Annotated in this window: 22 protein-coding genes; 12 read left to right on the forward strand and 10 right to left on the reverse strand. The window is 67.2% G+C overall.

The window, feature by feature from the left end; genetic code table 11:
• Nucleotides 1-2: 2 nt before the first annotated feature.
• A complete protein-coding gene (gene ubiE / locus AC13CR_RS04245) occupies nucleotides 3-749 on the reverse strand; it encodes a bifunctional demethylmenaquinone methyltransferase/2-methoxy-6-polyprenyl-1,4-benzoquinol methylase UbiE (RefSeq protein WP_292954159.1) in 747 nt (248 codons plus the stop codon).
• Nucleotides 750-851: 102 nt separating this feature from the next.
• Between ubiE and mutM the strand changes: the two genes are divergently transcribed.
• The 11 genes from mutM (at nucleotide 852) to AC13CR_RS04300 (ending at nucleotide 13,362) form a co-directional block, all read left to right on the forward strand.
• Nucleotides 852-1,697, forward strand: coding sequence for a bifunctional DNA-formamidopyrimidine glycosylase/DNA-(apurinic or apyrimidinic site) lyase (gene mutM / locus AC13CR_RS04250; protein WP_292954162.1), 846 nt, complete (start codon nucleotides 852-854; stop codon nucleotides 1,695-1,697).
• A gap of 86 nt (nucleotides 1,698-1,783) precedes the next feature.
• Complete coding sequence (locus AC13CR_RS04255) at nucleotides 1,784-2,560, forward strand: enoyl-CoA hydratase (protein ID WP_292954165.1); 777 nt, start codon at nucleotides 1,784-1,786, stop codon at nucleotides 2,558-2,560.
• A 159-nt stretch (nucleotides 2,561-2,719) separates the two neighbouring features.
• Entirely contained in the window at nucleotides 2,720-2,989 is a 270-nt protein-coding gene (gene rpsT, locus AC13CR_RS04260) for a 30S ribosomal protein S20 (RefSeq protein WP_292954168.1), read from the forward strand.
• 552 nt (nucleotides 2,990-3,541) lie between these two features.
• Nucleotides 3,542-4,936, forward strand: coding sequence for a chromosomal replication initiator protein DnaA (dnaA, locus tag AC13CR_RS04265; protein WP_293013078.1), 1,395 nt, complete (start codon nucleotides 3,542-3,544; stop codon nucleotides 4,934-4,936).
• Between the two features lie 176 nt (nucleotides 4,937-5,112).
• A complete protein-coding gene (dnaN, locus tag AC13CR_RS04270; protein ID WP_292951059.1) occupies nucleotides 5,113-6,231 on the forward strand; it encodes a DNA polymerase III subunit beta in 1,119 nt (372 codons plus the stop codon).
• Nucleotides 6,228-7,298 (forward strand): DNA replication/repair protein RecF, encoded by a 1,071-nt coding sequence (gene recF / locus AC13CR_RS04275; RefSeq protein WP_292951061.1) that lies wholly within the window; start codon nucleotides 6,228-6,230, stop codon nucleotides 7,296-7,298. The genes dnaN and recF overlap by 4 nt, the downstream gene beginning before the upstream one ends.
• Complete coding sequence (locus AC13CR_RS04280; RefSeq protein ID WP_292951063.1) at nucleotides 7,298-7,930, forward strand: LysE family translocator; 633 nt, start codon at nucleotides 7,298-7,300, stop codon at nucleotides 7,928-7,930. The genes recF and AC13CR_RS04280 overlap by 1 nt, the downstream gene beginning before the upstream one ends.
• 93 nt (nucleotides 7,931-8,023) lie before the next feature.
• On the forward strand, nucleotides 8,024-10,462 hold the full coding sequence (gene gyrB / locus AC13CR_RS04285) for a DNA topoisomerase (ATP-hydrolyzing) subunit B (protein WP_292951065.1): 2,439 nt from the start codon (nucleotides 8,024-8,026) through the stop codon (nucleotides 10,460-10,462).
• Between the two features lie 14 nt (nucleotides 10,463-10,476).
• Complete coding sequence (gene cobO, locus AC13CR_RS04290; protein WP_292951067.1) at nucleotides 10,477-11,106, forward strand: cob(I)yrinic acid a,c-diamide adenosyltransferase; 630 nt, start codon at nucleotides 10,477-10,479, stop codon at nucleotides 11,104-11,106.
• Between the two features lie 166 nt (nucleotides 11,107-11,272).
• Nucleotides 11,273-12,004 (forward strand): trehalose-phosphatase, encoded by a 732-nt coding sequence (otsB, locus tag AC13CR_RS04295; protein WP_446233134.1) that lies wholly within the window; start codon nucleotides 11,273-11,275, stop codon nucleotides 12,002-12,004.
• Between the two features lie 14 nt (nucleotides 12,005-12,018).
• A complete protein-coding gene (locus AC13CR_RS04300) occupies nucleotides 12,019-13,362 on the forward strand; it encodes an alpha,alpha-trehalose-phosphate synthase (UDP-forming) (protein ID WP_292951071.1) in 1,344 nt (447 codons plus the stop codon).
• A 436-nt stretch (nucleotides 13,363-13,798) separates the two neighbouring features.
• On the opposite strand, the gene aroQ is transcribed toward AC13CR_RS04300, so the two are convergent.
• The 5 genes from aroQ to AC13CR_RS04325 all read right to left on the reverse strand — a co-directional run bounded on the left by aroQ (nucleotide 13,799) and on the right by AC13CR_RS04325 (nucleotide 18,601).
• Nucleotides 13,799-14,272: a type II 3-dehydroquinate dehydratase gene (gene aroQ / locus AC13CR_RS04305; protein ID WP_482900670.1), complete on the reverse strand. Its 474-nt coding sequence runs from the start codon at nucleotides 14,270-14,272 to the stop codon at nucleotides 13,799-13,801.
• A 52-nt stretch (nucleotides 14,273-14,324) separates the two neighbouring features.
• Nucleotides 14,325-15,482, reverse strand: a complete 1,158-nt coding sequence (locus AC13CR_RS04310) for an asparaginase domain-containing protein (RefSeq protein WP_482900671.1) — start codon at nucleotides 15,480-15,482, stop codon at nucleotides 14,325-14,327.
• A gap of 86 nt (nucleotides 15,483-15,568) precedes the next feature.
• Entirely contained in the window at nucleotides 15,569-16,654 is a 1,086-nt protein-coding gene (locus AC13CR_RS04315) for a quaternary amine ABC transporter ATP-binding protein (RefSeq protein ID WP_446235033.1), read from the reverse strand.
• Nucleotides 16,647-17,531, reverse strand: coding sequence for an ABC transporter permease (locus AC13CR_RS04320; protein ID WP_292951079.1), 885 nt, complete (start codon nucleotides 17,529-17,531; stop codon nucleotides 16,647-16,649). Before AC13CR_RS04320 ends, AC13CR_RS04315 begins: the two co-directional genes overlap by 8 nt.
• 74 nt (nucleotides 17,532-17,605) lie before the next feature.
• Complete coding sequence (locus AC13CR_RS04325; RefSeq protein ID WP_292951081.1) at nucleotides 17,606-18,601, reverse strand: ABC transporter substrate-binding protein; 996 nt, start codon at nucleotides 18,599-18,601, stop codon at nucleotides 17,606-17,608.
• Between the two features lie 418 nt (nucleotides 18,602-19,019).
• On the opposite strand from AC13CR_RS04325, the gene AC13CR_RS04330 reads away from it, so the two are divergent.
• On the forward strand, nucleotides 19,020-19,754 hold the full coding sequence (locus AC13CR_RS04330; protein WP_292951083.1) for an outer membrane protein: 735 nt from the start codon (nucleotides 19,020-19,022) through the stop codon (nucleotides 19,752-19,754).
• A 49-nt stretch (nucleotides 19,755-19,803) separates the two neighbouring features.
• Here the strand turns inward: AC13CR_RS04330 and pdeM are convergent, their stop codons facing one another.
• Genes pdeM through AC13CR_RS04350 form a run of 4 tightly spaced genes read right to left on the reverse strand, consistent with a single transcriptional unit; the run spans nucleotide 19,804 to nucleotide 25,395 of the window.
• A complete protein-coding gene (gene pdeM, locus AC13CR_RS04335; RefSeq protein ID WP_292951085.1) occupies nucleotides 19,804-20,487 on the reverse strand; it encodes a ligase-associated DNA damage response endonuclease PdeM in 684 nt (227 codons plus the stop codon).
• The gene (locus tag AC13CR_RS04340; RefSeq protein WP_292951087.1) at nucleotides 20,484-22,859 is read right to left on the reverse strand and encodes a ligase-associated DNA damage response DEXH box helicase; all 2,376 of its coding nucleotides are present in this window, start codon (nucleotides 22,857-22,859) and stop codon (nucleotides 20,484-20,486) included. Before AC13CR_RS04340 ends, pdeM begins: the two co-directional genes overlap by 4 nt.
• Nucleotides 22,856-24,406: a cisplatin damage response ATP-dependent DNA ligase gene (locus AC13CR_RS04345; RefSeq protein ID WP_482900672.1), complete on the reverse strand. Its 1,551-nt coding sequence runs from the start codon at nucleotides 24,404-24,406 to the stop codon at nucleotides 22,856-22,858. The genes AC13CR_RS04340 and AC13CR_RS04345 overlap by 4 nt, the downstream gene beginning before the upstream one ends.
• A complete protein-coding gene (locus tag AC13CR_RS04350; RefSeq protein WP_292951091.1) occupies nucleotides 24,403-25,395 on the reverse strand; it encodes a ligase-associated DNA damage response exonuclease in 993 nt (330 codons plus the stop codon). Before AC13CR_RS04350 ends, AC13CR_RS04345 begins: the two co-directional genes overlap by 4 nt.

Below are 25,395 nucleotides of genomic sequence, written 5' to 3' on the forward strand. Positions count from 1 at the left end.
GGCTACAGTTTCCAGCCGGAATGCAGCGCGGCGATTCCCATCGACAGGTTGCGCCACTGGACCCGCCCGAAACCCGCCTCGCGGATCAATGCGCCGAACGCCTCCTGATCGGGAAACTTGCGGATCGATTCGACCAGATATTGATAGCTGTCGCGATCGCCGGTCACCGCCTGCCCCATCGCCGGGATGACGTTGAAGCTGTAGCGGTCATAGGCCCACTGCATCGCGGGCACCGGCAGCCGGCTGAATTCCAGCACCATCAGCCGCCCGCCGGGACGCAGGACGCGATATGCCTCGGCCAGCGCGTCGGGGATGCGGGTGACATTGCGGATGCCGAAGCTGATCGTGTAGCGATCGAAGCTGCTGTCGGGAAAGGGCAGCGCCATCGCATCGCCCGTAACCCAGGCCAGGCGATCACCCCTGTCGGCCGCATCGGCGCGCTTGCGCCCCTCGATCAGCATCGATTCGGTCATGTCGCAGACGGTGACGCGCGCCTGCGGCGCGCGATCCAGAAAGCGGAAGGCGATGTCGCCGGTGCCGCCCGCGACGTCCAGCAGGTGCTGGCCGCCGCGCGGCGCCAGCCAATCCATCATCGCGTTCTTCCACAGCCGGTGGACGCCCGCGCTCATCAGGTCGTTCATCAGGTCGTATCGCGAGGCGACGCGCGAAAAGACGCCGTGGACCATCCCGGCCTTTGCGTCCTCGTCCACGGTCCGAAAGCCGAAATGGGTCTGCTTCTTGTCGCTCATCGCGCTTGCCGTTTGCCTGTTCCGACGCCAGATAGGTCCGGCCTGCCTGCGGCACAATGGTCATGAATGCGCCTGCGGCACAATGCGACGAAAGGGACCGGATTGCCAGAACTGCCCGAGGTCGAAACCGTCCGTCGCGGTCTTCAGCCACATCTCGAGGGATCGCGCATCGCCCGGGCCGAGGCGCGCCGGCCGGATCTGCGCTGGCCGCTGCCGCCCGATCTGGTTCAGGTGCTGACCGGCGCGCGGGTGATCACGCTGCGGCGGCGGGCGAAATACCTGCTGGCCGATCTGGACCGGGGAACCACGCTGCTGCTGCATCTTGGCATGTCCGGCAGGATGCTGGTCGAGGGCGCGTCACAGGGCGATTTCCACCGCGATCCCGCGATCCTGCCGCGCCACGACCATGTCGTGCTGACCACCGGGACCGGCACCCGCATCACCTTCAACGACGCCCGCCGATTCGGCATGGTGGACCTGATCCGCGAGGGCCAGACGCATCCCCTGCTGGCCAGCCTCGGGCCCGAACCCTTCGACGCCGGCTTTTCGCCCGAATACCTGCGCATGATCTTCGCCGGACGCCGCGCGCCGGTGAAACAGGCGCTTCTGGATCAGCGCATCGTCGCCGGTCTGGGCAACATCTATGTCAGCGAGGCGCTGTGGCGCGCGGGCATCGACCCGCGCCGGGCGGCGGGCCGCATCGGCCAGGCCCGAATCGCGGCCCTTGTCGGGCATGTCCGCGACGTGCTGTCGGATGCCATCGCCGCCGGCGGCTCGTCCCTGCGCGATCACCGGCAGGCGACGGGCGAGCTGGGCTATTTCCAGCATTCCTTCCGCGTCTATGACCGCGAGGGATTGCCCTGTGCGCGGCCCGGCTGCGCGGGCCGGATCCGGCGGATCGTGCAATCGGGACGCTCCAGCTTCTATTGCCCGCTCTGCCAGCACTAGACCCGTCTGCGGCATTTGCTTGGCTTCCGCACATGCCTGCTGATAGGAGTCGGGGCTGACGCTTAACAGCCACGAGGTCCGGGCCCATGGCCTATGAAACCATCATCGTCGAAATCGAGGACGAGATCGCGCTGATCCGTCTGAACCGCCCCGAGGCGCTGAACGCGCTGAACTCGGCGCTCATCACCGAACTGGCCGAGGCGCTGCGCGAGGCCGACGGCAACGACAAGATCCGATGCGTCGTGCTGACCGGCAGCGAGAAAGCCTTTGCCGCCGGCGCCGACATCAAGGAAATGTCCGAGAAATCCTTTGTCGATGTCTATGAAGGCGATCTTTTCGGCTCGCAGATCGCGGCCATTCGCGCCTTCCGCAAGCCGATGATCGCCGCGGTCAGCGGCTATGCCCTTGGCGGGGGCTGCGAACTGGCGATGATCTGCGATTTCATCATCGCCGCGGAAAACGCCAAGTTCGGGCAGCCCGAGATCAATCTGGGCGTCATCCCCGGCATCGGCGGCACCCAGCGCCTGACCCGATTCGTCGGCAAGTCGAAGGCGATGGACATGATCCTGACCGGGCGCTTCATGGATGCGGCCGAGGCCGAGCGTTCCGGCCTGGTCAGTCGCGTGGTGCCGACGCCGAAACTGATCGCCGAGGCGATGACGGCGGCGCGCAAGATCGCCGAACGCTCGATGATCGCGACGCGGGCGGCCAAGGAATCGGTCAATCGCGCCTACGAATCGACGATGACCGAGGGTCTCCTGTTCGAACGCCGTGCCTTCCAGGGCCTTTTCGCGACCGAGGATCAGAAGGAAGGCATGTCCGCCTTTCTCGAAAAGCGCGAGCCGCAATTCCGCGACCGCTGATTTTTCGGGTTCCCTTTTCGCGGCCGATCACCTATAGGCCCTCGCTTACATGCGCGTGGGCCCGCTTAGGCAAGAATCAGGACCGCCCTTCCGGGGAATCGGTCGCCTTGGGTCTTTCGTGCAACCGCAACGCTGAAAGACCCGACGAGGATCAAGCCCATGGCAAATACGCCCCAATCCAAGAAGCGCGCGCGCCAGACGCTGCGCCGCACCGAAGTCAACAAGGCCCGCCGGTCGCGAATCCGCACCTTCCTGCGCAAGGTCGAGGAAGCCATCGCCTCGGGCAATGCCGATGCCGCCCAGGAGGCGCTGAAGGCGGCGCAGCCGGAACTGATGCGCGGCGTCAGCAAGGGCGTCTATCACAAGAATACTGCATCGCGGAAAATGTCGCGCCTGTCATCGCGCGTGAAGGCCCTGTCGCCGGCCTGAGCCGATCGGCGCGGCGGCCGGAAAAGGCTGTATTCCGGCCTGACAAGGACAGCAATCTCAGAACGGGCGCGCGCCACCGGCACGCGCCCTTTGCCTTTTTCTGCACCTGCGAAACAGTTAATAAATCGTTAATTTTCAATGCCATTTCCAATTTCTTCTTTCGAGTCAAAGACCTCGCAGATTCGATTGGGGAAAGCCGCTGTCAAGCGCATAGTTCGGTTGCGCGGGTTGATCCGCTATTGCTAAATCTGTCCTGCGATTCACGTCGCTTTGGGGGACAGGCCGCCGCTTCCGGAACCTTATCCGGGCGGGGCCGGGCGACGAAGCGGAGAACACTCTTCTTCTGCCCACGGATCCGTGGCTGTCGGCTGCCATCGGCACCTGCGGATCTGGTCTATTATTCTGCGTCGGGCATCCTGCCCCGTCATGCGGCCCGTTCGGGCCGCAACGGTGGCCTGTTGCCCGATGCTGCCCCGGGGCGGTGCGAATCCTGGTCCGCCGGATGCAGATCCGGCGGAGATCGGGGACAGGACAGCACGGGGCAGAAAGACGATGGACGACCTTTGGGGGCAGGCATGTGCGGGACTTCAGGACAGCGTCGGGACGAATAACTTCAACCACTGGATCAGGCCGCTGGAACTGGCCGGGATCGAGGACGGCGTGGCCCGTTTCGACAGCCCGACGCGGTTCATCTCGGACTGGGTGAACCGGCATTTCGCGACGACCATTCTGGCCGAACTGAACCGTCGCGGCGCGGGGGTCGAGCGGCTGCGCTTTGCCGTCGTGCCGAAAAGCGGGCGCAGCGGCGGCCAGCGGCCGCGCGCCGCCGCCCCGGACCCCGATCAGCCGGCCCCGGCGGCAAACACCATCCGGCCCGCCGCCACCGCGCGCGGCACGATTCGGCCCGATCTGGGCGCGCCGCTGGATCCGCGCTACACCTTTGCCAATTTCGTCGTCGGCAAGCCGAACGAACTGGCCCATGCCGCCGCCCGCCGCGTGGCCGAGGGCGGCCCGGTCGGGTTCAACCCGCTGTTTCTCTATGGTGGCGTGGGGCTGGGCAAGACCCACCTGATGCACGCCATCGCGCATGATTATCAGGCCAACCACCCCGCTGCGCAGATCCTCTATCTGTCGGCCGAGCAGTTCATGTATCGCTTCGTGCAGGCGCTGCGCGAAAGCACCATCATGGATTTCAAGAGCATGTTCCGAAACGTGAACATGCTGATGGTCGATGACGTGCAGTTCATCGCCGGCAAGGACAGCACGCAGGAAGAATTCTTCCATACCTTCAACGCGCTGGTCGATCAGGGCAAGCAGATCGTCATTTCCGCCGATCGCGCCCCGGCCGAGATCAAGGGCCTGGAGGAACGCATCAAGTCGCGCCTGTCCTGCGGGCTGATCGTGGATCTGCACCCCACCACCTACGAGCTGCGCCTGGGCATCCTGCAATCCAAGACCGAGGCCTTCCGCCGCCAGAGCCCCGACATGCGCATCGGCGCCGGCGTGCTGGAATTCCTTGCCCACCGGATCAGCACCAACGTGCGCGTTCTGGAAGGCGCGTTGCAGCGGCTTTTCGCCCATGCGAGCCTGTTGCAGCGCGAGATCACGCTGGAGGTCGCCCAGGAATGCCTGGCCGACATCCTGCGCACCAACGACCGCAAGATCAGCATCGACGACATCCAGCGCAAGGTGGCGGAACATTACAACATCCGCCTGGCCGACATGATGGGTCCGAAACGCGCCCGCAACGTCGCCCGCCCGCGCCAGATCGCGATGTATCTGTCCAAGCAGCTGACCTGCCGCAGCCTGCCCGAAATCGGCCGCCGTTTCGGCGGGCGCGACCACACCACGATCATGCACGGCGTCCGCAAGATCGAGGAACTGGTGGGCGAGGACAGCAGCATCGCCGAGGACGTGGCGATGCTGAAACGGCTTCTGGAGGCCTGATCGCGACCGGCGCAGCCTCGCCGCGGCCGGGTTCTGCCGGGTTCCTGACAGGGGCGTGCGCGCTGCGTCGTCCGGGCCCGAAATCCCGCGCATGAAATCCTTGTGACCGCTTCCACGGGCGGTTACAAAACAGGTCCGACAAAGGGCCGTTCCGGCCGCAGGGACAGGGAAAAGCGATGAAATTCTCGATCGAGCGCGCCGTTCTGGTCAAAGCCGTCTCACAGGCCCAATCCGTCGTCGAGCGCCGCAACACGATCCCGATTCTCGCCAATGTGCTGATCGAGGCAACCGCGGACGGCGTCAGCTTCCGCGCGACCGATCTGGACACCGAGGTCGTTGACCGCGCCTCGGCCCGGGTCGAGCGCCCCGGCGCCACCACCGTCAGCGCCGTCATGCTGAACGAGATCGCGCGCAAGCTGCCCGATGGCGCCCTGGTCCAGATCACCTCGGACGACGCGGCGGGCCGGCTGAACGTGCAGGCCGGGCGATCCAATTTCAGCCTTGCCACGCTGCCGCGCGAGGATTTCCCGGTCATGGCCTCGACCGAATACAGCGCCAATTTCGGAGCAAAGGCAGGGGTGCTGCGGCGGCTGTTCGACAAGTCGAAATTCGCCATCTCGACCGAAGAGACGCGCTATTACCTGAACGGCGTCTACATGCATGTCGCCCAGACCGAGGACGGGCCCAGCCTGCGCTGCGTGGCGACCGACGGCCACCGGCTGGCCCGCATCGACGCCCCCCTGCCCGATGGCGCGGCCGAGATGCCGGGCGTGATCGTGCCGCGCAAGACCGTGGCCGAATTGCGCAAGCTGCTGGACGATGACGAGGCCGACATCGCCGTCTCCGTCAGCGAAACCAAGGTCCGTTTCGCCACGCCCGACATCACCCTGACCTCGAAGGTCATCGACGGCACCTTCCCCGATTACAGCCGCGTGATCCCGGTCGGCAACGCCCGCAAGCTGGAGGTGGACGCAGCCGATTTCGCCCGCGCGGTGGACCGGGTGGCGACCGTCAGCAGCGAACGTTCGCGCGCTGTCAAGCTGGCGCTCGAGGCCGACAAGCTGGTCCTGTCGGTGAACGCGCCCGATGCCGGCGCCGCCGACGAGGAACTGATCGTCGCCTATGACGACGACCCGCTCGAAATCGGATTCAACGCCAAATATCTTCAGGAAATCGCCAGCCAGGTCGATCGTGACAATGCGGTCTTCATGTTCAACGGCTCGGGTGATGCGGCGCTGATCCGCGAGGGCAGCGATCAAAGCGCGGTCTATGTCGTCATGCCGATGCGCGTGTGACGCTGAGGCGGCTTTCGCTGGCGCAATTCCGGTCCTGGGCCCGGCTGGATCTGGAACTGGACCGGCATCCCCTGGCGATTCACGGCCCGAACGGATCGGGCAAGACGAACATCCTCGAAGCGGTGTCGATGCTGTCGCCCGGGCGCGGGTTGCGCGGCGCCCCCGCCCCCGATCAGGCGCGGCAGGGGCCCATGGCGGGCTGGCGGATCCGGGCGCGGATCGGCGACCTGCCGGTCGAGACAACCGCCCCGCCCGGCCAGGCGCGCAGCGTCGCCATCGACGACAAGGCGGTCCCGCAGACGGCCCTGGGGCGTCTGCTGCGGATCATCTGGCTGGTGCCCGCGATGGACCGGCTGTGGTCCGACCCGCCCGAGGCGCGCCGGCGCTTTCTGGATCGCGTCACGCTGAGCCTGACACCCGATCATGCCGATCTGGCGCTGACCTATGACAAGGCGATGCGCGAACGAAACCGGCTGCTGAGGGACCAGATCGGCGATCCGGGCTGGTATCGGGCGCTGGAGGCACAGATGGCGCAGGCGGGTGCGGGGCTGACCCGCAACCGGCTGGCGGCGCTGGCGGCGATCATGGACGCTCAGCAAAGTGGCGATTTCCCCGCCGCCCGGCTGACCCTGCTGCCCGGCGAAGGACAGGCCGACGATCCCGATCGGGACAGCATCGCCGACCGGCTTGCCGCGATGCGCCCGCGCGATCTGGCGGCCGGGCGCAGCCTGACCGGCCCGCACCGCGCCGATCTGGGCGCGACCTGGGGGCCGCAGGACATGCCCGCCGCGCTGTCCTCGACCGGCGAACAGAAGGCGCTGCTGCTGTCGCTGATCCTGGCCAATGCCCGCGCCCTGTCGGATCAGCCGGTGATCCTGTTGCTGGACGAGGTGGCGGCGCATCTGGACGCCGACCGGCGCGCGCGGCTTCATGACCAGATCGCGGCGCTGCCCGCGCAAAGCCTGCTGACCGGCACCGGCCCCGAGCTGTTCGACACGCTGGACGCGCGCGCCCGCCGCCTGTCGATCACCCGGGTGAACGGCGCATCCGCCGCGACGGAGGCTTGATGACCCTGCCATTGGAGGCTCTTTGGCTTTACGCCGGCGCGCTGCTGGCAATCTGGCTGACGCCGGGGCCGGTCTGGGTGGCGATCGTGGCCCGCGCCCTGTCCTCGGGCTGGGGCGGGGTCTGGCCGCTGTCGCTGGGCGTGGTCATCGGCGATTTCCTCTGGCCGCTGATCGCGATCTTCGGCCTGTCGCTGATCGCCGGGCAATATGGCGAATTTCTGCTGGTGCTGCGCTGGATCGCGGTTGTCGTCTTCATTGCCATGGGCCTTGCCCTGCTGCGCCACGCGAAGGCGCCGGTGGAAACCGACCGCCGCCTGACCCGGCGCGGCAAATGGGCGGGCTTTACCGCCGGGCTGATGGCGATTGCCGGCAATCCCAAGGCCGCGCTTTTCTATGTCGGGGTCCTGCCCGGCTTTTTCGACGTGGGCCGCCTGACCAGGACCGACATCGCCGTGATCGTCGCCATGTCCGGCGCCATTCCCCTTGCCATGAACCTGGTCATGGGGGCGACCATCGCCGCCGCCCGCGCCCGCCTTGCCACGCCCGCGGGGATGCGCCGGATGACCCGCGTTTCGGGCTTTCTGCTGATCGCGGTGGGGCTTTTCATCGGCGCCGCGAATCTGTGGTCCTGAACGCCGCGGAAAGCTGCGGAAAATGCAGTCATTCCCGTGACATTGCGCGGGCTTCGGCTTATATCGAAAGCAACAAAGGCAGGATAACATCAGATGAGCGAAGCCGCCCCGCAGCAGGCCGAATACGGCGCCGATTCGATCAAGGTTCTCAAGGGACTGGAGGCCGTGCGCAAGCGTCCCGGCATGTATATCGGCGACACGGATGACGGATCGGGCCTGCACCACATGGTCTACGAGGTGGTCGATAACGGCATCGACGAGGCGCTGGCCGGTCATGCCGATTATGTGAAGGTCAAGATCCACGCCGACAGCAGCGTCAGCGTGCGCGACAACGGCCGCGGAATCCCGGTCGATCTGCATGCGGGCGAAGGCGTCAGCGCGGCCGAGGTCATCATGACCCAGCTTCACGCCGGCGGCAAATTCGACCAGAACAGCTACAAGGTCTCGGGCGGGCTGCATGGCGTCGGGGTCTCGGTCGTCAATGCGCTGTCGGACTGGCTGGACCTGCGTGTCTGGCGCAATGGCAAGGAACATTACGCCAGATTCGAGCATGGCGACACGGTCGAACATCTGCGTGTCACCGGCGACGCCGCGCCGGGCGAAAGCGGAACCGAGGTGCGGTTTCTGGCCTCCAACAAGCAACTCGACCCGAACGGCACGTTCAGCAATCTGGATTTCAACTACAAGACGCTGGAAAACCGCCTGCGCGAACTGGCCTTCCTGAACAGCGGCGTGCGCATCATCCTGGAGGACGAGCGCCCGGCCGAAGCCTTGCGGACCGAATTGTTCTACGAGGGCGGCGTGCGGGAATTCGTGAAATTCCTCGACCGCTCGAAAACCCCCGTCATGCCGGAACCGATCTTCATGACCGGCGAGAAGAACGGCATCGGGGTCGAGGTCGCGATGTGGTGGAACGACAGCTACCACGAAACCGTGCTGCCCTTTACCAACAACATTCCGCAGCGCGATGGCGGCGCCCATATGGCGGGCTTTCGCGGCGCACTGACCCGCGTCATCAACGGCTATGCCCAGTCCAGCGGCATCGCCAAGCGCGAGAAGATCGATTTCACCGGCGACGACGCGCGCGAGGGGTTGACCTGCGTGCTGTCCGTCAAGGTGCCTGATCCGAAATTCTCCAGCCAGACCAAGGACAAGCTGGTCTCGTCCGAGGTGCGCCCGGCGGTTGAGAGCCTCGTGAACGAAAAGCTGTCCGAATGGTTCGAGGAAAACCCGGCCGAAGCAAAGCAGATCGTCGGCAAGATCATCGAGGCGGCGCTGGCACGCGAGGCGGCGCGCAAGGCCCGCGAACTGACCCGGCGCAAGACCGCAATGGACGTGGCCTCGCTGCCCGGCAAGCTGGCCGATTGCCAGGAAAAGGATCCCGCCCTGTCGGAATTGTTCATCGTCGAGGGCGATTCGGCGGGCGGTTCGGCCAAGCAGGGCCGGTCGCGCCAGAACCAGGCGGTGCTGCCCCTGCGCGGCAAGATCCTGAATGTGGAACGGGCCCGGTTCGACCGGATGCTGGGCAGCGACCAGATCGGCACGCTGATCACCGCGCTTGGCACCGGGATCGGGCGCGACGAATTCAGCCTGAAGAAGCTGCGCTACCACAAGATCGTCATCATGACCGATGCCGATGTGGACGGCGCCCATATCCGGACGCTCTTGCTGACCTTCTTCTTCCGCCAGATGCCGGACCTGATCGAGGCCGGGCATCTCTATATCGCGCAGCCGCCGCTCTACAAGGTCGGGCGCGGCCGGTCCGAGGTCTATCTGAAGAACGAGGCCGCGCTGGAGGATTACCTGATCCAGCAAGGGGTCGAGGGCGCGGCGCTGCGGCTTGGCGACGGCACCGCGATCACCGGCAACGATCTGGCCCGCGTGGTCGAGGAGGCGCGCGTGACCCGCCGCATCCTGCGCGCCTATCCCACCCATTATCCGCCCCATATCACCGAACAGGCCGCCATTGCCGGGGCGCTGGTACCGGGCCGCGTCGATGCGGATGCACAGGGCGTGGCCAGCGCCATCGCCGCGCGGCTGGACATGATCGCCGAGGAATACGAACGCGGCTGGCAGGGGCGGCCGACGCAGGATGCCGGCATCCGCCTGACCCGCACCCTGCGCGGGGTCGAGGAAAACCGTGTCCTGGACGGGCAGATGCTGCGCAGCGGCGAAAGCCGCCGTCTGGGCGAGATGACCGGCGCCCTGCAAGACATCTATGGCCGGCCCGCGCATCTGGTCCGCAAGGACCGCGACCAGCCCATCTTTGGTCCGCTGGGCCTGTTGCAGGCCATCTTCCTCGAGGGCGAGAAGGGGCTGTCGCTGCAACGCTACAAGGGTCTGGGCGAAATGAACCCCGATCAGCTTTGGGAAACAACGCTCGATCCCGGCGCGCGAACCATGTTGCAGGTCCGCATCGAGGACGTGGCCGAGGCCGAGGATCTGTTCACCAAGCTGATGGGCGACGTGGTCGAACCGCGCCGCGAATTCATCCAGCAGAACGCCCTGTCGGTCGAGAACCTGGATATCTGACAAGGATCGCCGCGATGTCCCCGAACCCCGACCCCTCGCCCGAGGATCTGGCACGGCACAGCCAGAAGATGAAGAAGCTGAAGGTCGCGCGGGACCGGCTGATGGAAACGAAGATCGTCGAGAAGGGCCTGATCATCGTCCATACCGGCAACGGCAAGGGCAAATCCAGCAGCGGGTTCGGCATGATCATGCGCTGCATCGGTCACGGCATGCCCTGCGCGGTGGTGCAGTTCATCAAGGGCACCTGGGACACGGGCGAAAAGCGGGTGCTGACGCAGCATTTCGGCGATATCTGCCGCTTTCACGTCTCGGGCGAGGGCTTCACCTGGGAAACGCAGGACAAGGCCCGCGACATCGCCGCCGCCCGCGCCGGTTGGGAGACGGCCAGAACCCTGATCCGCGATCCGGCGATCCGCATGGTCCTGCTGGACGAAATCAACATCGCCTTCCGCCACGGCTATCTGGACGCGGCCGAGGTGCTGGACTTTCTGGCCGCCGAAAAACCGCCCATGACCCATGTCGTGCTGACCGGCCGCAACGCGCCCGAGGCATTGATCGCGGCCGCCGACCTGGTGACCGAGATGACCTTGCTGAAACATCCGTTCCGGCAGGGCGTGAAGGCGCAGCAGGGCGTCGAATTCTGAGGTTTCCGCCCGTCGCGGCCATCCGGCCCGGCCGGACCGGGCCTTCTTGCAGCGCGCCGGACGGCATCGCAAATGTTTGCCGAACCAATCCGGGCCCTGCGGGTTGACCCGGCAGGCGCGGCAGAAAATCCATGTCGCGTTGCCCGTTTCAATGGATCATGCCCGAATGACCGCACCGCAACTGCCCGATGATGCCGCCCTGTTTCTCGATTTCGATGGCTGCCTGGTCGAGATCGCCGAACGCCCGGATGCCATCATCGTGCCTGCGGACCTGCCCGCCCGGCTGGCCCGGCTGCATCGGCGTCTCGATGGCGCGGTGGCGCTGGTCTCGGGCCGCGACGTGGCCGATCTGCGGCGCTACCTGCCGGATTTTCCGGGCGCCATCGCCGGCAGCCACGGCGCCGAGCTGTCGCTGGACGGCACGCGGATCGAAGCCACCCACGACACCGCGCTGGATGCCGCCGCCCTGCATCGCACCGCGCGCGAGATGGCGGCCCCGCATCCGGCGGTGCTGGTCGAGCCGAAACCCCATGGCGTCGTCATGCATTATCGTGCCGATCCCGCCCTGCGCGGCTTCGTCGAGGACAGCATGGCCCGGTTGGCCGAAACCCATCCCGGCATGGCGCTGCAACCCGCCAAGATGGCGGTTGAACTGCGCCCCGCGGGCCGGGGCAAGGACGGCGCCCTGGCCCGGCTGATGGATCTGCCTTCCTTCCGGGGGCGGGTCCCGGTCTATGCCGGCGACGACCTGACCGACGAGCCCGCCATCGCCGAGGCGCAGGCACGCGGCGGCTTCGGGATCAAGATCGGCGACGGCGAAACGGGGGCGCGGCATCGGCTGGCGGATCCCGCGGCGCTGGCCGGGTGGCTGGACGGCGCGCTGGCGCAATGCGGATGAAAGGGTAAGGGGTCATGTCTCGTCTTGTCGTGGTATCCAATCGCCTGCCGCTGGGGGACAATCCCTCGGGCGGCCTCGTCGTGGCGCTGGAGGACGCGCTGCGCGGTTCGGGCGGGTTGTGGATCGGCTTTTCGGGCGAGCAGGTCGAGGATCCCTCCGACGATCTGGTCTTTCACCAGGGCGCCCGGTTCGAACGCGCCGCCTTCGACCTGTCCCCCCGCGATCACGACGCCTATTATCTGGGCTATTCGAATTCCGTCCTCTGGCCCTTGTGTCATGGCCGCGCCGATCTGACCCGGATCCTGCCCGAACATGTCGAGGGATACCGGCGGGTCAATGCCCGCATCGCGCGGATGATGCTGCCGCATCTGAAACCGGATGACCGGATCTGGGTGCAGGATTACCAGCTCTTCCCGCTGGCCTCGGAACTGCGCAAGCTGGGGGTCGAAGCCCGGATCGGGCATTTCCTTCACATTCCCTTTCCCGGCCCGGCCGATTGCGCCGCCCTGCCCAATCCCGGCGAATTGTTCGAATGGCTGTCCTGCTATGACCTTCTGGGATTCCAGGCGCAGCGCGACCTGTCCAATTTCACCGAAAGCGCGCGGCAATTGTCGCGGATCGAGATGCAGCAGGATGACCGGCTGACGCTTCTGGACCGGCCGCTGCGCGCGGCTGTCTTTCCCATCGGCATCGACACCGCCGCCTTCATCGAAGAGGCCCGCACCGCCCCCGACGAGGACCGGATGCGCAGCCTGACCGGGGCGCAGATGATGATCGGCGTGGACCGGCTGGATTATTCCAAGGGTATTCCGCAGCGGTTTCGCGCCTTCCAGTTGCTGCTGGAAAACAATTCCGACCTGATCGAGAAGATCTCGTTCTTGCAGATCGCCCCGCCCACCCGCGAGGCGGTCGAGGCCTATCAGGACATCCGCGAGGAAACCGAACATCTGGCCGGGCGCGTCAATGGCCAGTTCGCCACCGTCAACTGGACCCCGATCCGGTTCATCCACCGTCCGATTCCGCGCAACCTGCTGGCCGGCCTCTACCGGCAGGCGCGGATCGGGCTGGTCACGCCCCTGGCCGACGGGATGAACCTCGTGGCCAAGGAATATGTCGCAGCGCAGGACGTGTCCGACCCCGGCGTGCTGATCCTGTCGCGCTTTGCCGGGGCCGCCGAGACGATGCAGGACGCGCTGATCATCAACCCGCACGATCCCTGGGAACTGGCCGAGGCGATGGCGCGGGCCATGCGCATGTCCGCCAATGAACGCCGCCGCCGCCATTCGGCGCTGCTGCAGGGCGTGGTGGAACGTGATGTCGGCTGGTGGTCGGCGAGTTATCTGCACGCCCTGGGTTGATCCGGCCGCAATGCGGGCCGGCGGGCCGGCGGGCCCGGTCACGCCGTCGCCGAAGCCCCGGACCTGGCCGCCACGACAGGCGCGCGGGATCACGACCGAATCCCCGGCTGCCGGGGCCGAGGGGATGATCGCGACATCGCCGCCGCGGCCGGAACCGTCGTTCCCGGATGGCCGCATTCTTCGGCTCTTGCCCACGGAGCGGGCAGAATTCCGGTTTCTTGCCGCATCGCGGCATCATCGCCCCGGCGGATTGGTGACAGGCATCGAATCATCGCGCCAGATGGCAATACCGAGGTCAAGAAAGCCTCGGCTTCCTCCCTCGGCCCGGATCAAGGGCCAGCCGCCGAACCCTGCCGCCCCCCTCCTCCTCCCCGCGGCCAGGGATTCGGCGGCTTTTTCCATCTCTCCGGGCTGTCTGGAAACATCACGGGGCGGATCAGGAGCTGCCGGTTCCCGTATCGTCCGACCGGCCGGAACGGTCTGGGGCGGTCAGCGACAGGATCCGGCGGATGGCGGCGGGATAGCCCTCGATTCCCAGACCCGCGATCACCCCGTCGGCGCGCTGCGAGACATAGGAATGGTGGCGAAAGGCCTCGCGCCGATGGACCTGGCTGATATGGACCTCGATCACGGGGCCGTCAAAGGCGTTCAGCGCGTCCAGCACCGCGACCGAGGTATGGGTCAGCGCGGCGGGGTTGATGACGATGCCGCAGGCCGCCTCGCGCGCCTCGTGGATCCAGTCGATGATCTGGCCTTCCCAGTTCGATTGCAGGAACCGGATCTCGTGGCCGCCCGCCGCCTCGCGGCACAGACGCTCGACATCCTCAAGCGTCTCGTGGCCATAGATCTCGGGCTGGCGCTTTCCCAGCAGGTTCAGGTTCGGGCCGTTCAGGACATGGATGACGGGCATGGGCTTCCTCGTGCGCGGGACTGGCCCTTGCTAGCGCGGCGCGGCGGCGCTGTCAGCCCCGTTCGCCGGCCAGCCCCCGCGCCATCAGCGCCCTGACCACCGCGGCGTCCCAGCCGTGATGGCCGGCCGCCGCGCTCAGGATCGTGGCTTTCGCGACCAGCGCGACCGGGGTCGCATCGCCGCCCGGGACCGCGCCGGTCCCGGCGATCCAGGCCCCGGCGGCATAGTCGAAATCGCCCACCGCGCCCCGGATCGGGCGGCTGGCGATCACGACCAGCACACCGGCGGCCCCGGCCCGGCGGATGGCCTGCCCGGTCAGCCCGCGATCGGACGGGACGTTCCCGGCGCCGAATCCCGCCAGCACGATGCCGCGAACGCCGCGCGCGACCAGGTCGTCGATCATGCCCGCCATCAGCCCCGCCGGCTGGATCGGCACGCAGGGCAGTTCGACCACCGGATGATCGTCGAGGGCGGCCCGGATCGCATCCAGCTGCGCCCGGATCAGCCCGGCATCGATCGGCCGCGCCCTATCCGCCGGCGCGTCCGAGACGGCCGGCATCGCCATCCCCGTCCGCGCAAGCGGGGCCGCATGCGGGGTCTCGAACGCGGCGAAATCCCGGGTCGATACCTTCAGCGCCCGGTTCCCGCGCATCAGCGTGCCGTCAAAGAGGATCGTGACCCCGGCGATCCCCAGCCGCGCGGCCTCCAGCGCGCCGCAGAGATTGGCGAAGCCGTCGCTGCCGGCATTCAGAACCAGCCCTGCGGCGGATTCGCGAAACAGCGGAAGCTGCGCGCCGGTCAGGATCACCGGCGCCGACAGACCGGCGCGCGCCCGGCCGCGGGCATCGAAGACGTTCAGCAGCAGCGGCAGGGCCGCGGCGGTGAAATCCATCGTGTCGGTGCCGTGCAGGATCACGAAAGCGTCGAAATCCTCGTGCAGATCAAGAATGCGTCCGGCCATCCGGCACCAGTCCTCGGGACGGACCTCGCTGCTGTCCAGCGTGCCGGTGGGGCTGTCGAAATGCAGACCGGTATCGAAATGGATCCGCGCCCATGGCATGGCAGCAGTCAGCGACGGACCCAGCAGGCGGTCCACGGCCTCGGCGAAACGCGCCGCCGGCATCGGGGCCAGCGGTTTGCCGATGCTGCTGATCGTGCCGCCGGTATTGATGACGCAAATCCGCATGTGGTCCAGCCTCGCCTGCCCCATCCCGGCACGCGCCGGCGCCGAAATCAACCGGTCGCGTAAAAGGGGCCGGACGAACCGCGCCCCCCGACCGCCGGGCCCCTGTCCCGCTACGCGCTCAGCGGCTCGGGCGCGATGGCCGCATCATCGTCGGCATCCTCGTCGCTGGTGTCGGGCGCGATCATCTCGGCCACGCATTTCGACAGCGTGACCATGCCCAGATGGGTGCCATCCTCGTCCACGACATTGCCGCGCGAGACCTCGGCATTGGTCATGGCGCGCGCGGCCTCTTCCAGCAGGGTCGTGGCCGGCAGGCTGACGGGGCTTTCGGCACCTTTGCCACGCCGCATGATCGTGCGCACGGTGATGACATGGCCGCGCCGGATATCGCGGACGAAATTGCTGATGTAATCGTCGGCGGGCCGCAGCACGATCTGTTCGCCGGTGCCTTGCTGGATGATGCGCCCGTCGCGCAGGATCGCGATCTGGTCGCCCAGCTTCAGGGCTTCGTCCAGATCATGCGTGATGAACATGATGGTCTTGCGCAACTCGGCCTGCAAATCCAGCAGAACCGACTGCATGTCGGTGCGGATCAGCGGATCCAGCGCCGAGAAGGCCTCGTCCATCAGCAGGATCTCGGCGTCGTTGGTCAGGGCGCGGGCCAGACCCACGCGCTGCTGCATCCCGCCCGACAACTGGTTGGGATAGCTTGCCTCGAAGCCCTCCAGCCCCACGCGGCTGATCCAGCGGCGGGCGCGTTCCTCGGCCTCGCGGGGCTTCACGCCCTGCACGGCCAGTCCGTAGGTCGTGTTCTCCAGCACCGTCCGATGCGGGAACAGCGCGAATTTCTGGAACACCATCGCGGTCTTCTGGCGGCGGAACTGGCGCAGTTCGGATTGCGACATCTGCACCACGTCGCGATTGTCGAAGATGACCTCTCCGGCGGTCGGGTCGATCAGCCGGTTGATGTGCCGGATAAGGGTGGATTTGCCCGATCCCGACAGCCCCATCACCACCTGGATCCGGCCCGCCGGAACCGTCATGTTGATGTTGTCCAGCCCAAGGACGTGATCGTGTCTGGCCTTCAGTTCGTCCTTGGTCATCCCGGCCTTGACGTCGGCCACGTGGCGTTCGCCGTTCCTGCCGAAAATCTTGTAGAGGTTGCGGATCTCGATGTCGTGGGTGGCTTCAGCCATGCTGCGCCTCCAGATGTCTTTGCAGACGCTTGCCATAGGCCTGCGTCGCGCGGTCGAAGATGATGGCGATGGCGACGATGGCCAGGCCGTTCATCACGCCCAGGGTGAAATACTGGTTGTTGATCGCCTGCAGCACCGGCTGGCCCAGCCCCCGCACCCCGATCATCGAGGCGACGACGACCATCGCAAGGCTCATCATGATGGTCTGGTTGACGCCGGCCATGATCGTCGGCAGAGCCAGCGGCAATTGCACATCCTGCAGCTTCTGCCGCGGGTTCGAGCCGAAGGCCTCGGCGGCCTCCAGCACGTCGGCGGGGACCTGGCGGATGCCCAGATTGGTCAGCCGGATCACCGGCGGGACGGCATAGATGACGACCGCGATCACGCCCGGCACCTTGCCGAGGCCGAAGATCATCACCACCGGGATCAGATAGACGAAGCTGGGCATGGTCTGCATCATGTCCAGGATCGGCGTGACCGATGCGTTGGTGCGTTCCGACCGCGCCATCAGGATGCCGATGGGAATGCCGATCACCACCGCGATCAGGGTGCAGACCGTGACCATGGCGATGGTGCGCATCGTGTCTTCCCACATGCCGAAAAAGCCGATCAGCAGCAGCGCGACCACGGTTCCGCCGACGATCTTCCAGCTGCGGCTCAGGCCCCAGACAAGGCCGCCGATCGCGGCCAGCACGAGGATCCAGGGGCTGTCGATCAGCAGGTTCTCGATGAAGATCAGCAAGACCTGGATCGGTTGGAACAGCTGTTCCAGGGTCTCGCCATAGGCGCGGGTGAAATCCCGGAAGGCGCCGTCGATCGCGATGCGCATGGCGCGCAGATCGCCGCGGCTCATTGATGGGAAAGTGACGAAGTCCATGCGGTTTTTCTTCTTTTGCAGGGGTTCGGGTCAAGGCGAAACGGGGCGCCTCGGCGCCCCGTCCATGATGGCGGTCAGAGCGCGTCCTTCACCTTCTGGGCGATATCCTCGGACACCCATTCGGACCAGACCTGCGGATAGTTTTCCAGGAAATAGAAGGCGCCGTCCTCGTTCGTGGCCTGATTGTCGCCCATCCAGGCCAGAAGCTCGTTCACGGTGTCGTTCGACCAGGCGCGCTTGCCCAGGTAATCCATCGTGACGGCATTGCTGTCGGCGAATTCCTTGGTCACGGCGGTGAACACTTCCGAACGCGGCCATTCGTTCAGCTTGGGTTCGGGACAATTGTTCACGACCGTGCAATTGTCCCATTCCTCGCGGTCATGTTCCACGCCCAGGTCCAGCTTGGTCATGTCGTACTTGCCCAGGATCGCGGTCGGTGCCCAGTAATAGCCCAGCCACCCCTGGTCCTGGTTGAAGGCGCGCGCGATCGAGCCGTCAAGCCCGGCGGCCGAACCGGAATCGACCAGCTCGAACCCCTTTTCCTCGCCCTTCAGCGCGCGGAACTGATTGGCGGTGATGATCTGGCAGGCCCAGCCCGAGGGGCAGTTGAAGAAGGCGCCCTTGCTGCTGTCCTCGGCGCCGGGGAACAGGTCGGGGCGCGCCATCGCATCCTCGATGGTCTTGATGTCGTTTTCCTCGGCCAGCTTGGTGGGCACCCAGAAGCCTTCAATGCCCCCATCCTTCAGGATCTCCGACGCGATGACGATCCGGCCCTCCTTCTGCGCGGCCTCCAGCGGCACCTTGACCGCGTTCACCCACAATTCGGGCGCGACATCGGGTTCGCCCTTCTCGTTCATCGAGGTGAAGGTCGGCACGGTATCGCCGGTGACCAGCGCGACGTCGCAGCCGTAACCTTCTTCCAGGATGACCTTGTCGACCCAGGCGGCCAGACCGGCCGAGGCCCAGTTCATTTCGGCAATCGTCACCTCGCCGCAATCCTCGGCGGCAAAGGCGGCCGGCGCGGCCAGAAGAAGGCCGGTCACGGCGAGGGTGGTCTTCAGCAATGTCATGCAGGATCCTTTCTTTTCTTTCGGATTTCCGGGGCCCTCCCTGCAGGCCCCGCCGCGCGGGGCGCGGCAACAACATTCACGCACCATAAGGCACAGACCCAACCTTGTCACATATTTGCGACACAAATCTTGTAAATAATTGTTATCTATCAGGTATTTCAGGGCCGCCATGGGCGATTCGCGACACGCCCGGACCTGTCGCGGCGATCCGGGAATCGCCCCCGGTCCCGGGTTGCGGCGCTGCGGTCACGCGCCGGCCCGGACTATTGCATTTTCGTCACCCTCGCGATGATCGTCATGCCATCACGGAACGGCGGGATTGCATGGAAAGTTTGTTTGACGCTACGTTCGCCTCCAGGTTGCCCGGCGCGGTGCATCCCCGGAGTTCCCCGGATGCCGCGCGGATCAGGAGTATGTCATGACGATCATTCGCATCCTTTCGCTGTGCTGCGCCGGCAGCGCCGTCGCAGCCTCGGGCGCGCTTGCCGGCGGCTATGTCGCGCCGGTCGCGCCCGTCACGGATGTCGCCATCATCCCGGCGCCCGTCGCGCCACCCGTCGCCGACTGGTCCGGCGCCTATGTCGGCGGTTCGCTGGGCTATGTCTTCGGATCGGATGATCGTGTCGGCGTCAGCGATCCGGCCGATAACCTGATCGCGGCTCCCGGTTCGGTCGATCTGTCGGGCGCGACGATCGGCCTGCATGGCGGCTATCGCTGGCAGCGCGCGATGGGCGGCCGCCAGATCGTCTTCGGCCCGGAACTGTCGGTGCAGACAAGCAAGGTGGACGACGAATTCGACAATGGCAGCTTCGCCGCCCGGTCCGAGATGAAGCAGCTTGTCGCGCTGCGGTTCAAGACGGGGGTGCTGAACGCCGCCGGAAACACGCTGTTCTACGGCCAGCTCGGCGCGGCGCGCGGCGATTTCGACTACAAGGTCCAGGGCGCCGGAATGGATTACGACGACGGCTTCAAGGCGAATGCCCTGATGGCCGGCCTGGGCGTCGAACGCAAGGTGACCGACCGCTGGTCCGTCTTTGGCGAATACGAATATCGCGGCTTCGACAAGAAGAAGGTCACGGATGCGAACGGATTTACCAGCGAAGCCACGCCGGAACATCATTCGGTCAAGCTGGGCGTGAATTTCAGCTTCTGATCCTTCCACGATCCCCAAGGGGCCGGCCGCCTGGCGCGACGGCCCTTTTTCATGCCCGGTCGTGCCGGGGCCGGGCCGGGCGCCGCGCGGTCCGGCCGGCCGGCAGCGGCAGGGCGCGTGTCCCGCAGGCCACGGCGATGCCTTCGGGCACCAGTTCCGTCAGCGCCGGATCGTCGCAGGCCAGACCGCCGGTATAGGCCCCGAAGGCGGGCAGGATCAGGTGATCGGCGCCGATCAGGAAACAGCGCCGCCGCTGGCCCGCCAGCCGGATGCAGGGATGGAAATGCCCGGACACGTCGGGGCCTGCCCCGGCCTGATGGCGCAGGACCAGACCCTCGCGGATCTGGTCGCACCCCGTCCCCGGCAGGCGCGCGTCGATCCGGCCCGGATCGTGATTGCCGCTGATCCACAGCCAGCGCCGGCGCGCGGCCATGGCGGACAGCCGGGCACAGACCTGATCGGGCAGCGAACCGGCCGCGGCGTCATCGTCGAACCCGTCGCCCAGGCTGACGATCGTTTCCGGATCGGTCGCCGCGACCTCGGCGGTCAGCCGGTCCAGCGTGGCCTGAACCTCGTAGGGGGGCAGCAGCGCGCCGCCGCGGCGGGCCATGCGTTCGGACTTGCCCAGATGCAGATCGGCCACGATCAGCCAGCGGCGGGCCGGCCAGAACAGCGCACCCGATGGCCGCGCCTCCAGCCTCTGGCCGTCGAAATCGAACCCATAGCCGGTCACGCAAGCCCCGCCTCTGCCATCAATGCCGCCGCCTCTGCCTCGGCCAGCCGCTCGCGCCCCTGACCCGCGATCGGCACCCGGCCCACCTCCAGCAGCAGCGGCGCGGCCAGCGGCGTGACCCGGTCCAGCACGCGGTGATCGTGCCGGGACGAGCGGTCCAGCATCTCCTCGATCCGGTCGAAATCCACAAGCCCCCGGCGCGCCTCGTCGGCGGTGATCCGCAGCAGCAGATGGTCGGGATCATAGCGGCGCAGCGTGTCATAGAGGATATCGCTGGAAAATGTCGCCTGCTTGCCCGACTTGCGGCTTCCGGGCAGGTTGCGCTGGATCAGGCCCGCGATCACCGCGACGTTGCGAAAGGTCCGCTTCATCACCGCGTTGCCGGCCAGCCAGTCGCCCAGACCGGCCCGCAGCGCCGCCCGGTCCAGCAGCGGCGCGGGATCGCGCACCGGATCCAGCGACCAGATCAGCAGCGCGTAATCGGTGGACAGAAAGCCCAGCGGCCCCAGCCCGGCATCTTCCATCGTGCGCGTCATCAGAAGGCCCAGCGTCTGCAGCGCGTTCCGCCCGGCAAAGCCATACAGCGCGAAATGCCAGCGGCCCTGATAGGGGAAACTTTCGCTGACCAGCACCCCGTCGCGCGGCAGCCCCCCGATCCGGGCCTGCAGATCCAGCCAGTCGCGGGTATCGGGCGGCAGCGCGGCATGATGCGAAGGCTCGCCGATCAGCGCCTGAACCCGGTGCGAAAGCTGGGTCGATGTGGCCAGCTTCACGCCGGAAAACACCGCGATCCGGGGCTGTCGGGCGGGCTGTCTGGTCACCTCGACAACCATCTCGCGCAGCCCGTCATAGCGCACGGTCTGACCGCCGATCAGAAAGGTGTCGCCGGGGCTCAGGCTGGCGGCAAAGGCCTCCTCGACCTCGCCCAGCGGCGCGCCGCCGCGCCCGCGCAGCCGGACCTTCAGCATCTCGGCCTCGACGATGGTGCCGACATTCATCCGCAGGTTCCGCGCCGCGCGCGGGTCGCGCAGCCGCCACAGCCCGTCGCGCAGCATCAGCCGCTGCCAGCGGTCATAGGCCCGCAGCGCATAGCCGCCGGTCGCCGCGAAATCCAGGCAGGCGTCGAAATCGGCGCGCGTCAGGCCGCGATAGGGCCCGGCCTCGCGGACCTCGCGGAACAGCGCCTCGGCGTCGAAGGGCCCGGCGCAGGCGGTCAGCCCGATATGCTGGCACAGCACGTCCAGCGGGCCGGGGCCACGCGGATCGCCGTCCAGATCGCGTTCCGCCACGGCCTCCAGCGCGGCCACGCATTCGATCACCTCGAAGCGGTTGGCGGGCACGATCCGGGCGCGCGAGGGCGCGTTGTAGCGATGGTTGGCCCGCCCGATCCGCTGCACCAGCCGCTTGACGTTCTTCGGCGCGCCGACCTGGATGACCAGATCGACCGCGCCCCAGTCGATGCCCAGATCGAGGCTGCCGGTCGCGACCACCGCCCGCAAGGCACCCGCCGCCATCGCCGCCTCGACCCTCTGCCGGGCCTCGCGGGCAAGGCTGCCGTGATGCAGGCCGATGGGAAGGTTATCCTCGTTCGCAGCCCACAGGGCCTGAAAGAACAGTTCCGCCTGGGCGCGGGTGTTGATGAAGATGATCGTGGTCCTGGCGGCCTTCACCTGTTCCAGCACTTCGGGGATGGCGTGGTGCCCGCCGCCGCCGGCCCAGGGCGCGGGCCGGGCCGTGGGCAGCATGGCGATGTCGGGATCGGGACCGGGATCGGCATGGATGATCGCCGCGCCGCCCATGAAATCGGCCAGGGCGGCCGGGTTTTCCACCGTCGCCGACAGCCCGGTCGCCAGCAGCCCCGGCGACAGCGCCTTCAGCCGCGCCAGGCACAGCATCAGCTGGTCGCCGCGCTTGTTTTCGGCCAGCGCGTGCAATTCGTCCAGCACCACCCGCCGCAGGCCGCCAAAGATCGCGGGCGCCTGTTCGTAGGACAGCATCAGCGCCAGGCTTTCCGGGGTGGTCAGCAGGATGTCGGGCGGATCGACCCGCTGCCGGGCGCGCTGCGCGGGGCGGGTGTCGCCGGTCCGGTCCTCGATCCGGACCTTCAGCCCCAGATCGGCCACGGGCCGGGCCAGGTTGCGCGCGATATCCGCCGTCAGCGCCTTCAGGGGCGAGACATACAGCGTGTGCAGCCCGCCCGGCGGCTCGCGCAGCGCGACCAGCGAGGGCAGGAACCCGGCCAGCGTCTTGCCGCCGCCCGTCGGCGCGATCAGCAAGGTGTCGCCCTGCGCCGCAAGCAGCGCGATCTGGTGCGGATGCGGCTGCCAGCCCTGGCGGGCGAACCAGTCCCGGAACGCGCCCGGCAGCGTCACGGCAGCATCTCTTTCAGGCTGTCCAGCCGGTCGGCCTCGGCCGCCCGCTTGTCCCAGCGAATGCGGCTGATGCGGGGAAAGCGCATGGCGATGCCCGATTTGTGCCGCCCCGATTCGTTCAGCCCCTCGAAGGCGACTTCCAGCACCAGTTTCGGCGCGACGGCGCGGACCGGGCCGAAACGGTCCACGGTGTTGGTGCGCACGAAGCGGTCCAGTTCGCGCAATTCCTCGTCGGTAAAGCCGAAATAGGCCTTGCCGACCGGGACAAGCTGGTCGCCATCCCACAGCCCGAAGGTGAAATCGCTGTAAAAGCCGGACCGTTTGCCATGCCCGCGCTGCGCGTAAAGCATCACCGCATCGACCACCATCGGGTCGCGCTTCCACTTGAACCAGGGCCCGCGCGGCCGGCCGCCGACATACGGGCTGTCGCGGCGCTTGATCATCACCCCCTCGATCACCGCGCTTGGCGGGTCGGCGCGCAAGGCGGCCAGATCGTCCCAGGTGGCGAAATCCAGCAGCGGCGAGACATCGATCCGGTCGCTGCCGAAATCCGCGCCGTCCAGCACCGCGCGGCGTTCGGCAAGGGGCAGGCCGCGCAGATCGCGGCCCTGCCAGATCATCAGGTCATAAAGGCGCAGCCCGGCCGGGTGGCTGTCCAGCATCGCGCGGCTGATCGCCTTGCGGTTCAGCCGCTTTTGCAGATCGCCGAACCCCGCCACCTCGCCGTCGCGGCGCACCAGCAATTCGCCATCCGCCGCACCATCGAAGTTCAGCGCCTCGATCACATCGGGAAAGGCGGCGCCGATATCCTCGCCGGTGCGGGAATACAGCCTGCGCACCCCGCCGTCATTGATCGCCTGCACGCGGATGCCGTCCCATTTCCATTCCGCCATGTATTCGTCCGGATCGAAGCCGCGAAGCTGGTCCAGATCGACCGGCGTGGACAGCATGACCGGCCGGAACGGCGCGCGGGCGGCATGTTCGGGCCGCGCCCCGCCCGCGATCCAGTCGAACAGCGGCCGGTAGGGCGGCTTCAGCCCGTGCCAGATCTCCTCGATATCGGCGACCTCGGGTTCGCCCATCTCGGCCAGCGCGATCCGGGCCATGCGCGCGGACAGCCCGACGCGCATGTTGCCGGTGGCCAGCTTCAGAAACGCCAGCCGCTGCGACGGGCCCAGCCGGTCCAGCATCGCGGCGATGGCAGCAGGCAGCCCGGCCTTGCCGGTATCCGACAGCAGCGTCACCGCCTCGTGCAACGGCACGTCCTGATCGCCGTCGCCCTGCCACAGCAGCGCGATCGTCTCGGCCAGATCGCCGACGAAATCGTAGGACAGCGCGAAAAGCTGGTCATCCGCCCGCTCTGCCATCAGCCCGCGCAACAGGCTGGGGGTGACGGCGCGCAGCTTCAGATCGCCGGTCAGCGCGGCCAGGGCATAGCCGCGATCGGGATCCGGCGTGGTTTCCAGATAATGCCGCAGCAGCCGCAGCTTGGCGTTGCGGGCGGGGGTAAAGGCCAGCCGTTCCAGCAGATGCGCGAACGCCTTCATTCCGGCTCGTCCTCATAGCCCACAAGGCGCAGCGGGCGGGCGGGGATGCCCTGCAATTCGCACCAGCGCAGCAAGCCTTCCTCGGCGCCGTGGGTGATCCAGACCTCGGACGGGGACAGCTCGCGGATCGTCGCCGTGACCTGCGGCCAGTCCACGTGATCGCTGACGACCAGCGGCAGTTCCACGCCCCGCTGGCGCGCCCGCGCGCGGACCTGCATCCAGCCCGAGGCAAAGCCGATCACCGGGTCGCGGAAGCGCTGAACCCAGGGGCTGGCAAAGGCCGAGGGCGGCGCGATGACCAGGTGCGCGGGCACGTCCTCGGCGGTGGCGGGAATCAGCGCGCCCAGCGCGATTCCCTGTTCGATGTGGTAATCGCACAACCGCTGCAAGGCGCCGTGAATGGCGATGGGCCCGTCGATCCCGGCCGCGCGGGCCAGCGCGATCAGCCGCTGCGCCTTGCCCAGCGCATAGGCGCCGATCAGGTGCGGGCGGTCGGGAAATTCGGCCATGCTGGCCAGAAGGCGGGCCATTTCCTGCGCCGGATCGGGATGGCGGAAGACCGGCAGGCCAAAGGTCGCCTCGGTCACGAAGACATCGCAGGGAACCGGCTCGAACGGGGCGCAGACGGGGTTCGCCCGGCGGCAGTAATCGCCCGAGACGACGATCTTCGGCCCCGCGCCCGGCTGCACCGCGATCTGGGCCGAGCCGAGGATATGCCCGGCCGGATGAAAGCTGACCTGGGTGTCGCCGACCCGCAGCGGGCCTTCGGCGACCTGCCGCGTCCGGGCAAAATCCGTGCCATAGCGGATTGCCATGATGTCCAGCGTCTGGCGCGTGGCCATGACCGCGCCATGTCCCGCGCGGGCATGATCGCCATGGCCATGCGTGATCAGCGCGCGGGGAACCGGGCGGATCGGGTCGATGAAGAAATCGCCGGGCGGGCAGTAAAGCCCGGCTTCGGTCGGGTGCAGGATCTGGTCGGCGCGCAT

The organism is Paracoccus sp. L-17 (assembly GCF_056857655.1).

What these genes read in the sequence shown, in the direction of transcription:
- ubiE (WP_292954159.1), bottom strand. Translation starts at nt 749, where the DNA reads ATGAGCGACAAGAAGCAGACCCATTTCGGCTTTCGGACCGTGGACGAG.
- AC13CR_RS04255 (WP_292954165.1), top strand. Translation starts at nt 1,784, where the DNA reads ATGGCCTATGAAACCATCATCGTCGAAATCGAGGACGAGATCGCGCTG.
- rpsT (WP_292954168.1), top strand. Translation starts at nt 2,720, where the DNA reads ATGGCAAATACGCCCCAATCCAAGAAGCGCGCGCGCCAGACGCTGCGC.
- dnaA (WP_293013078.1), top strand. Translation starts at nt 3,542, where the DNA reads ATGGACGACCTTTGGGGGCAGGCATGTGCGGGACTTCAGGACAGCGTC.
- dnaN (WP_292951059.1), top strand. Translation starts at nt 5,113, where the DNA reads ATGAAATTCTCGATCGAGCGCGCCGTTCTGGTCAAAGCCGTCTCACAG.
- AC13CR_RS04280 (WP_292951063.1), top strand. Translation starts at nt 7,298, where the DNA reads ATGACCCTGCCATTGGAGGCTCTTTGGCTTTACGCCGGCGCGCTGCTG.
- gyrB (WP_292951065.1), top strand. Translation starts at nt 8,024, where the DNA reads ATGAGCGAAGCCGCCCCGCAGCAGGCCGAATACGGCGCCGATTCGATC.
- cobO (WP_292951067.1), top strand. Translation starts at nt 10,477, where the DNA reads ATGTCCCCGAACCCCGACCCCTCGCCCGAGGATCTGGCACGGCACAGC.
- otsB (WP_446233134.1), top strand. Translation starts at nt 11,273, where the DNA reads ATGACCGCACCGCAACTGCCCGATGATGCCGCCCTGTTTCTCGATTTC.
- AC13CR_RS04300 (WP_292951071.1), top strand. Translation starts at nt 12,019, where the DNA reads ATGTCTCGTCTTGTCGTGGTATCCAATCGCCTGCCGCTGGGGGACAAT.
- aroQ (WP_482900670.1), bottom strand. Translation starts at nt 14,272, where the DNA reads ATGCCCGTCATCCATGTCCTGAACGGCCCGAACCTGAACCTGCTGGGA.
- AC13CR_RS04310 (WP_482900671.1), bottom strand. Translation starts at nt 15,482, where the DNA reads ATGGGGCAGGCGAGGCTGGACCACATGCGGATTTGCGTCATCAATACC.
- AC13CR_RS04315 (WP_446235033.1), bottom strand. Translation starts at nt 16,654, where the DNA reads ATGGCTGAAGCCACCCACGACATCGAGATCCGCAACCTCTACAAGATT.
- AC13CR_RS04320 (WP_292951079.1), bottom strand. Translation starts at nt 17,531, where the DNA reads ATGGACTTCGTCACTTTCCCATCAATGAGCCGCGGCGATCTGCGCGCC.
- AC13CR_RS04325 (WP_292951081.1), bottom strand. Translation starts at nt 18,601, where the DNA reads ATGACATTGCTGAAGACCACCCTCGCCGTGACCGGCCTTCTTCTGGCC.
- AC13CR_RS04330 (WP_292951083.1), top strand. Translation starts at nt 19,020, where the DNA reads ATGACGATCATTCGCATCCTTTCGCTGTGCTGCGCCGGCAGCGCCGTC.
- AC13CR_RS04345 (WP_482900672.1), bottom strand. Translation starts at nt 24,406, where the DNA reads ATGAAGGCGTTCGCGCATCTGCTGGAACGGCTGGCCTTTACCCCCGCC.
- AC13CR_RS04350 (WP_292951091.1), bottom strand. Translation starts at nt 25,395, where the DNA reads ATGCGCGCCGACCAGATCCTGCACCCGACCGAAGCCGGGCTTTACTGC.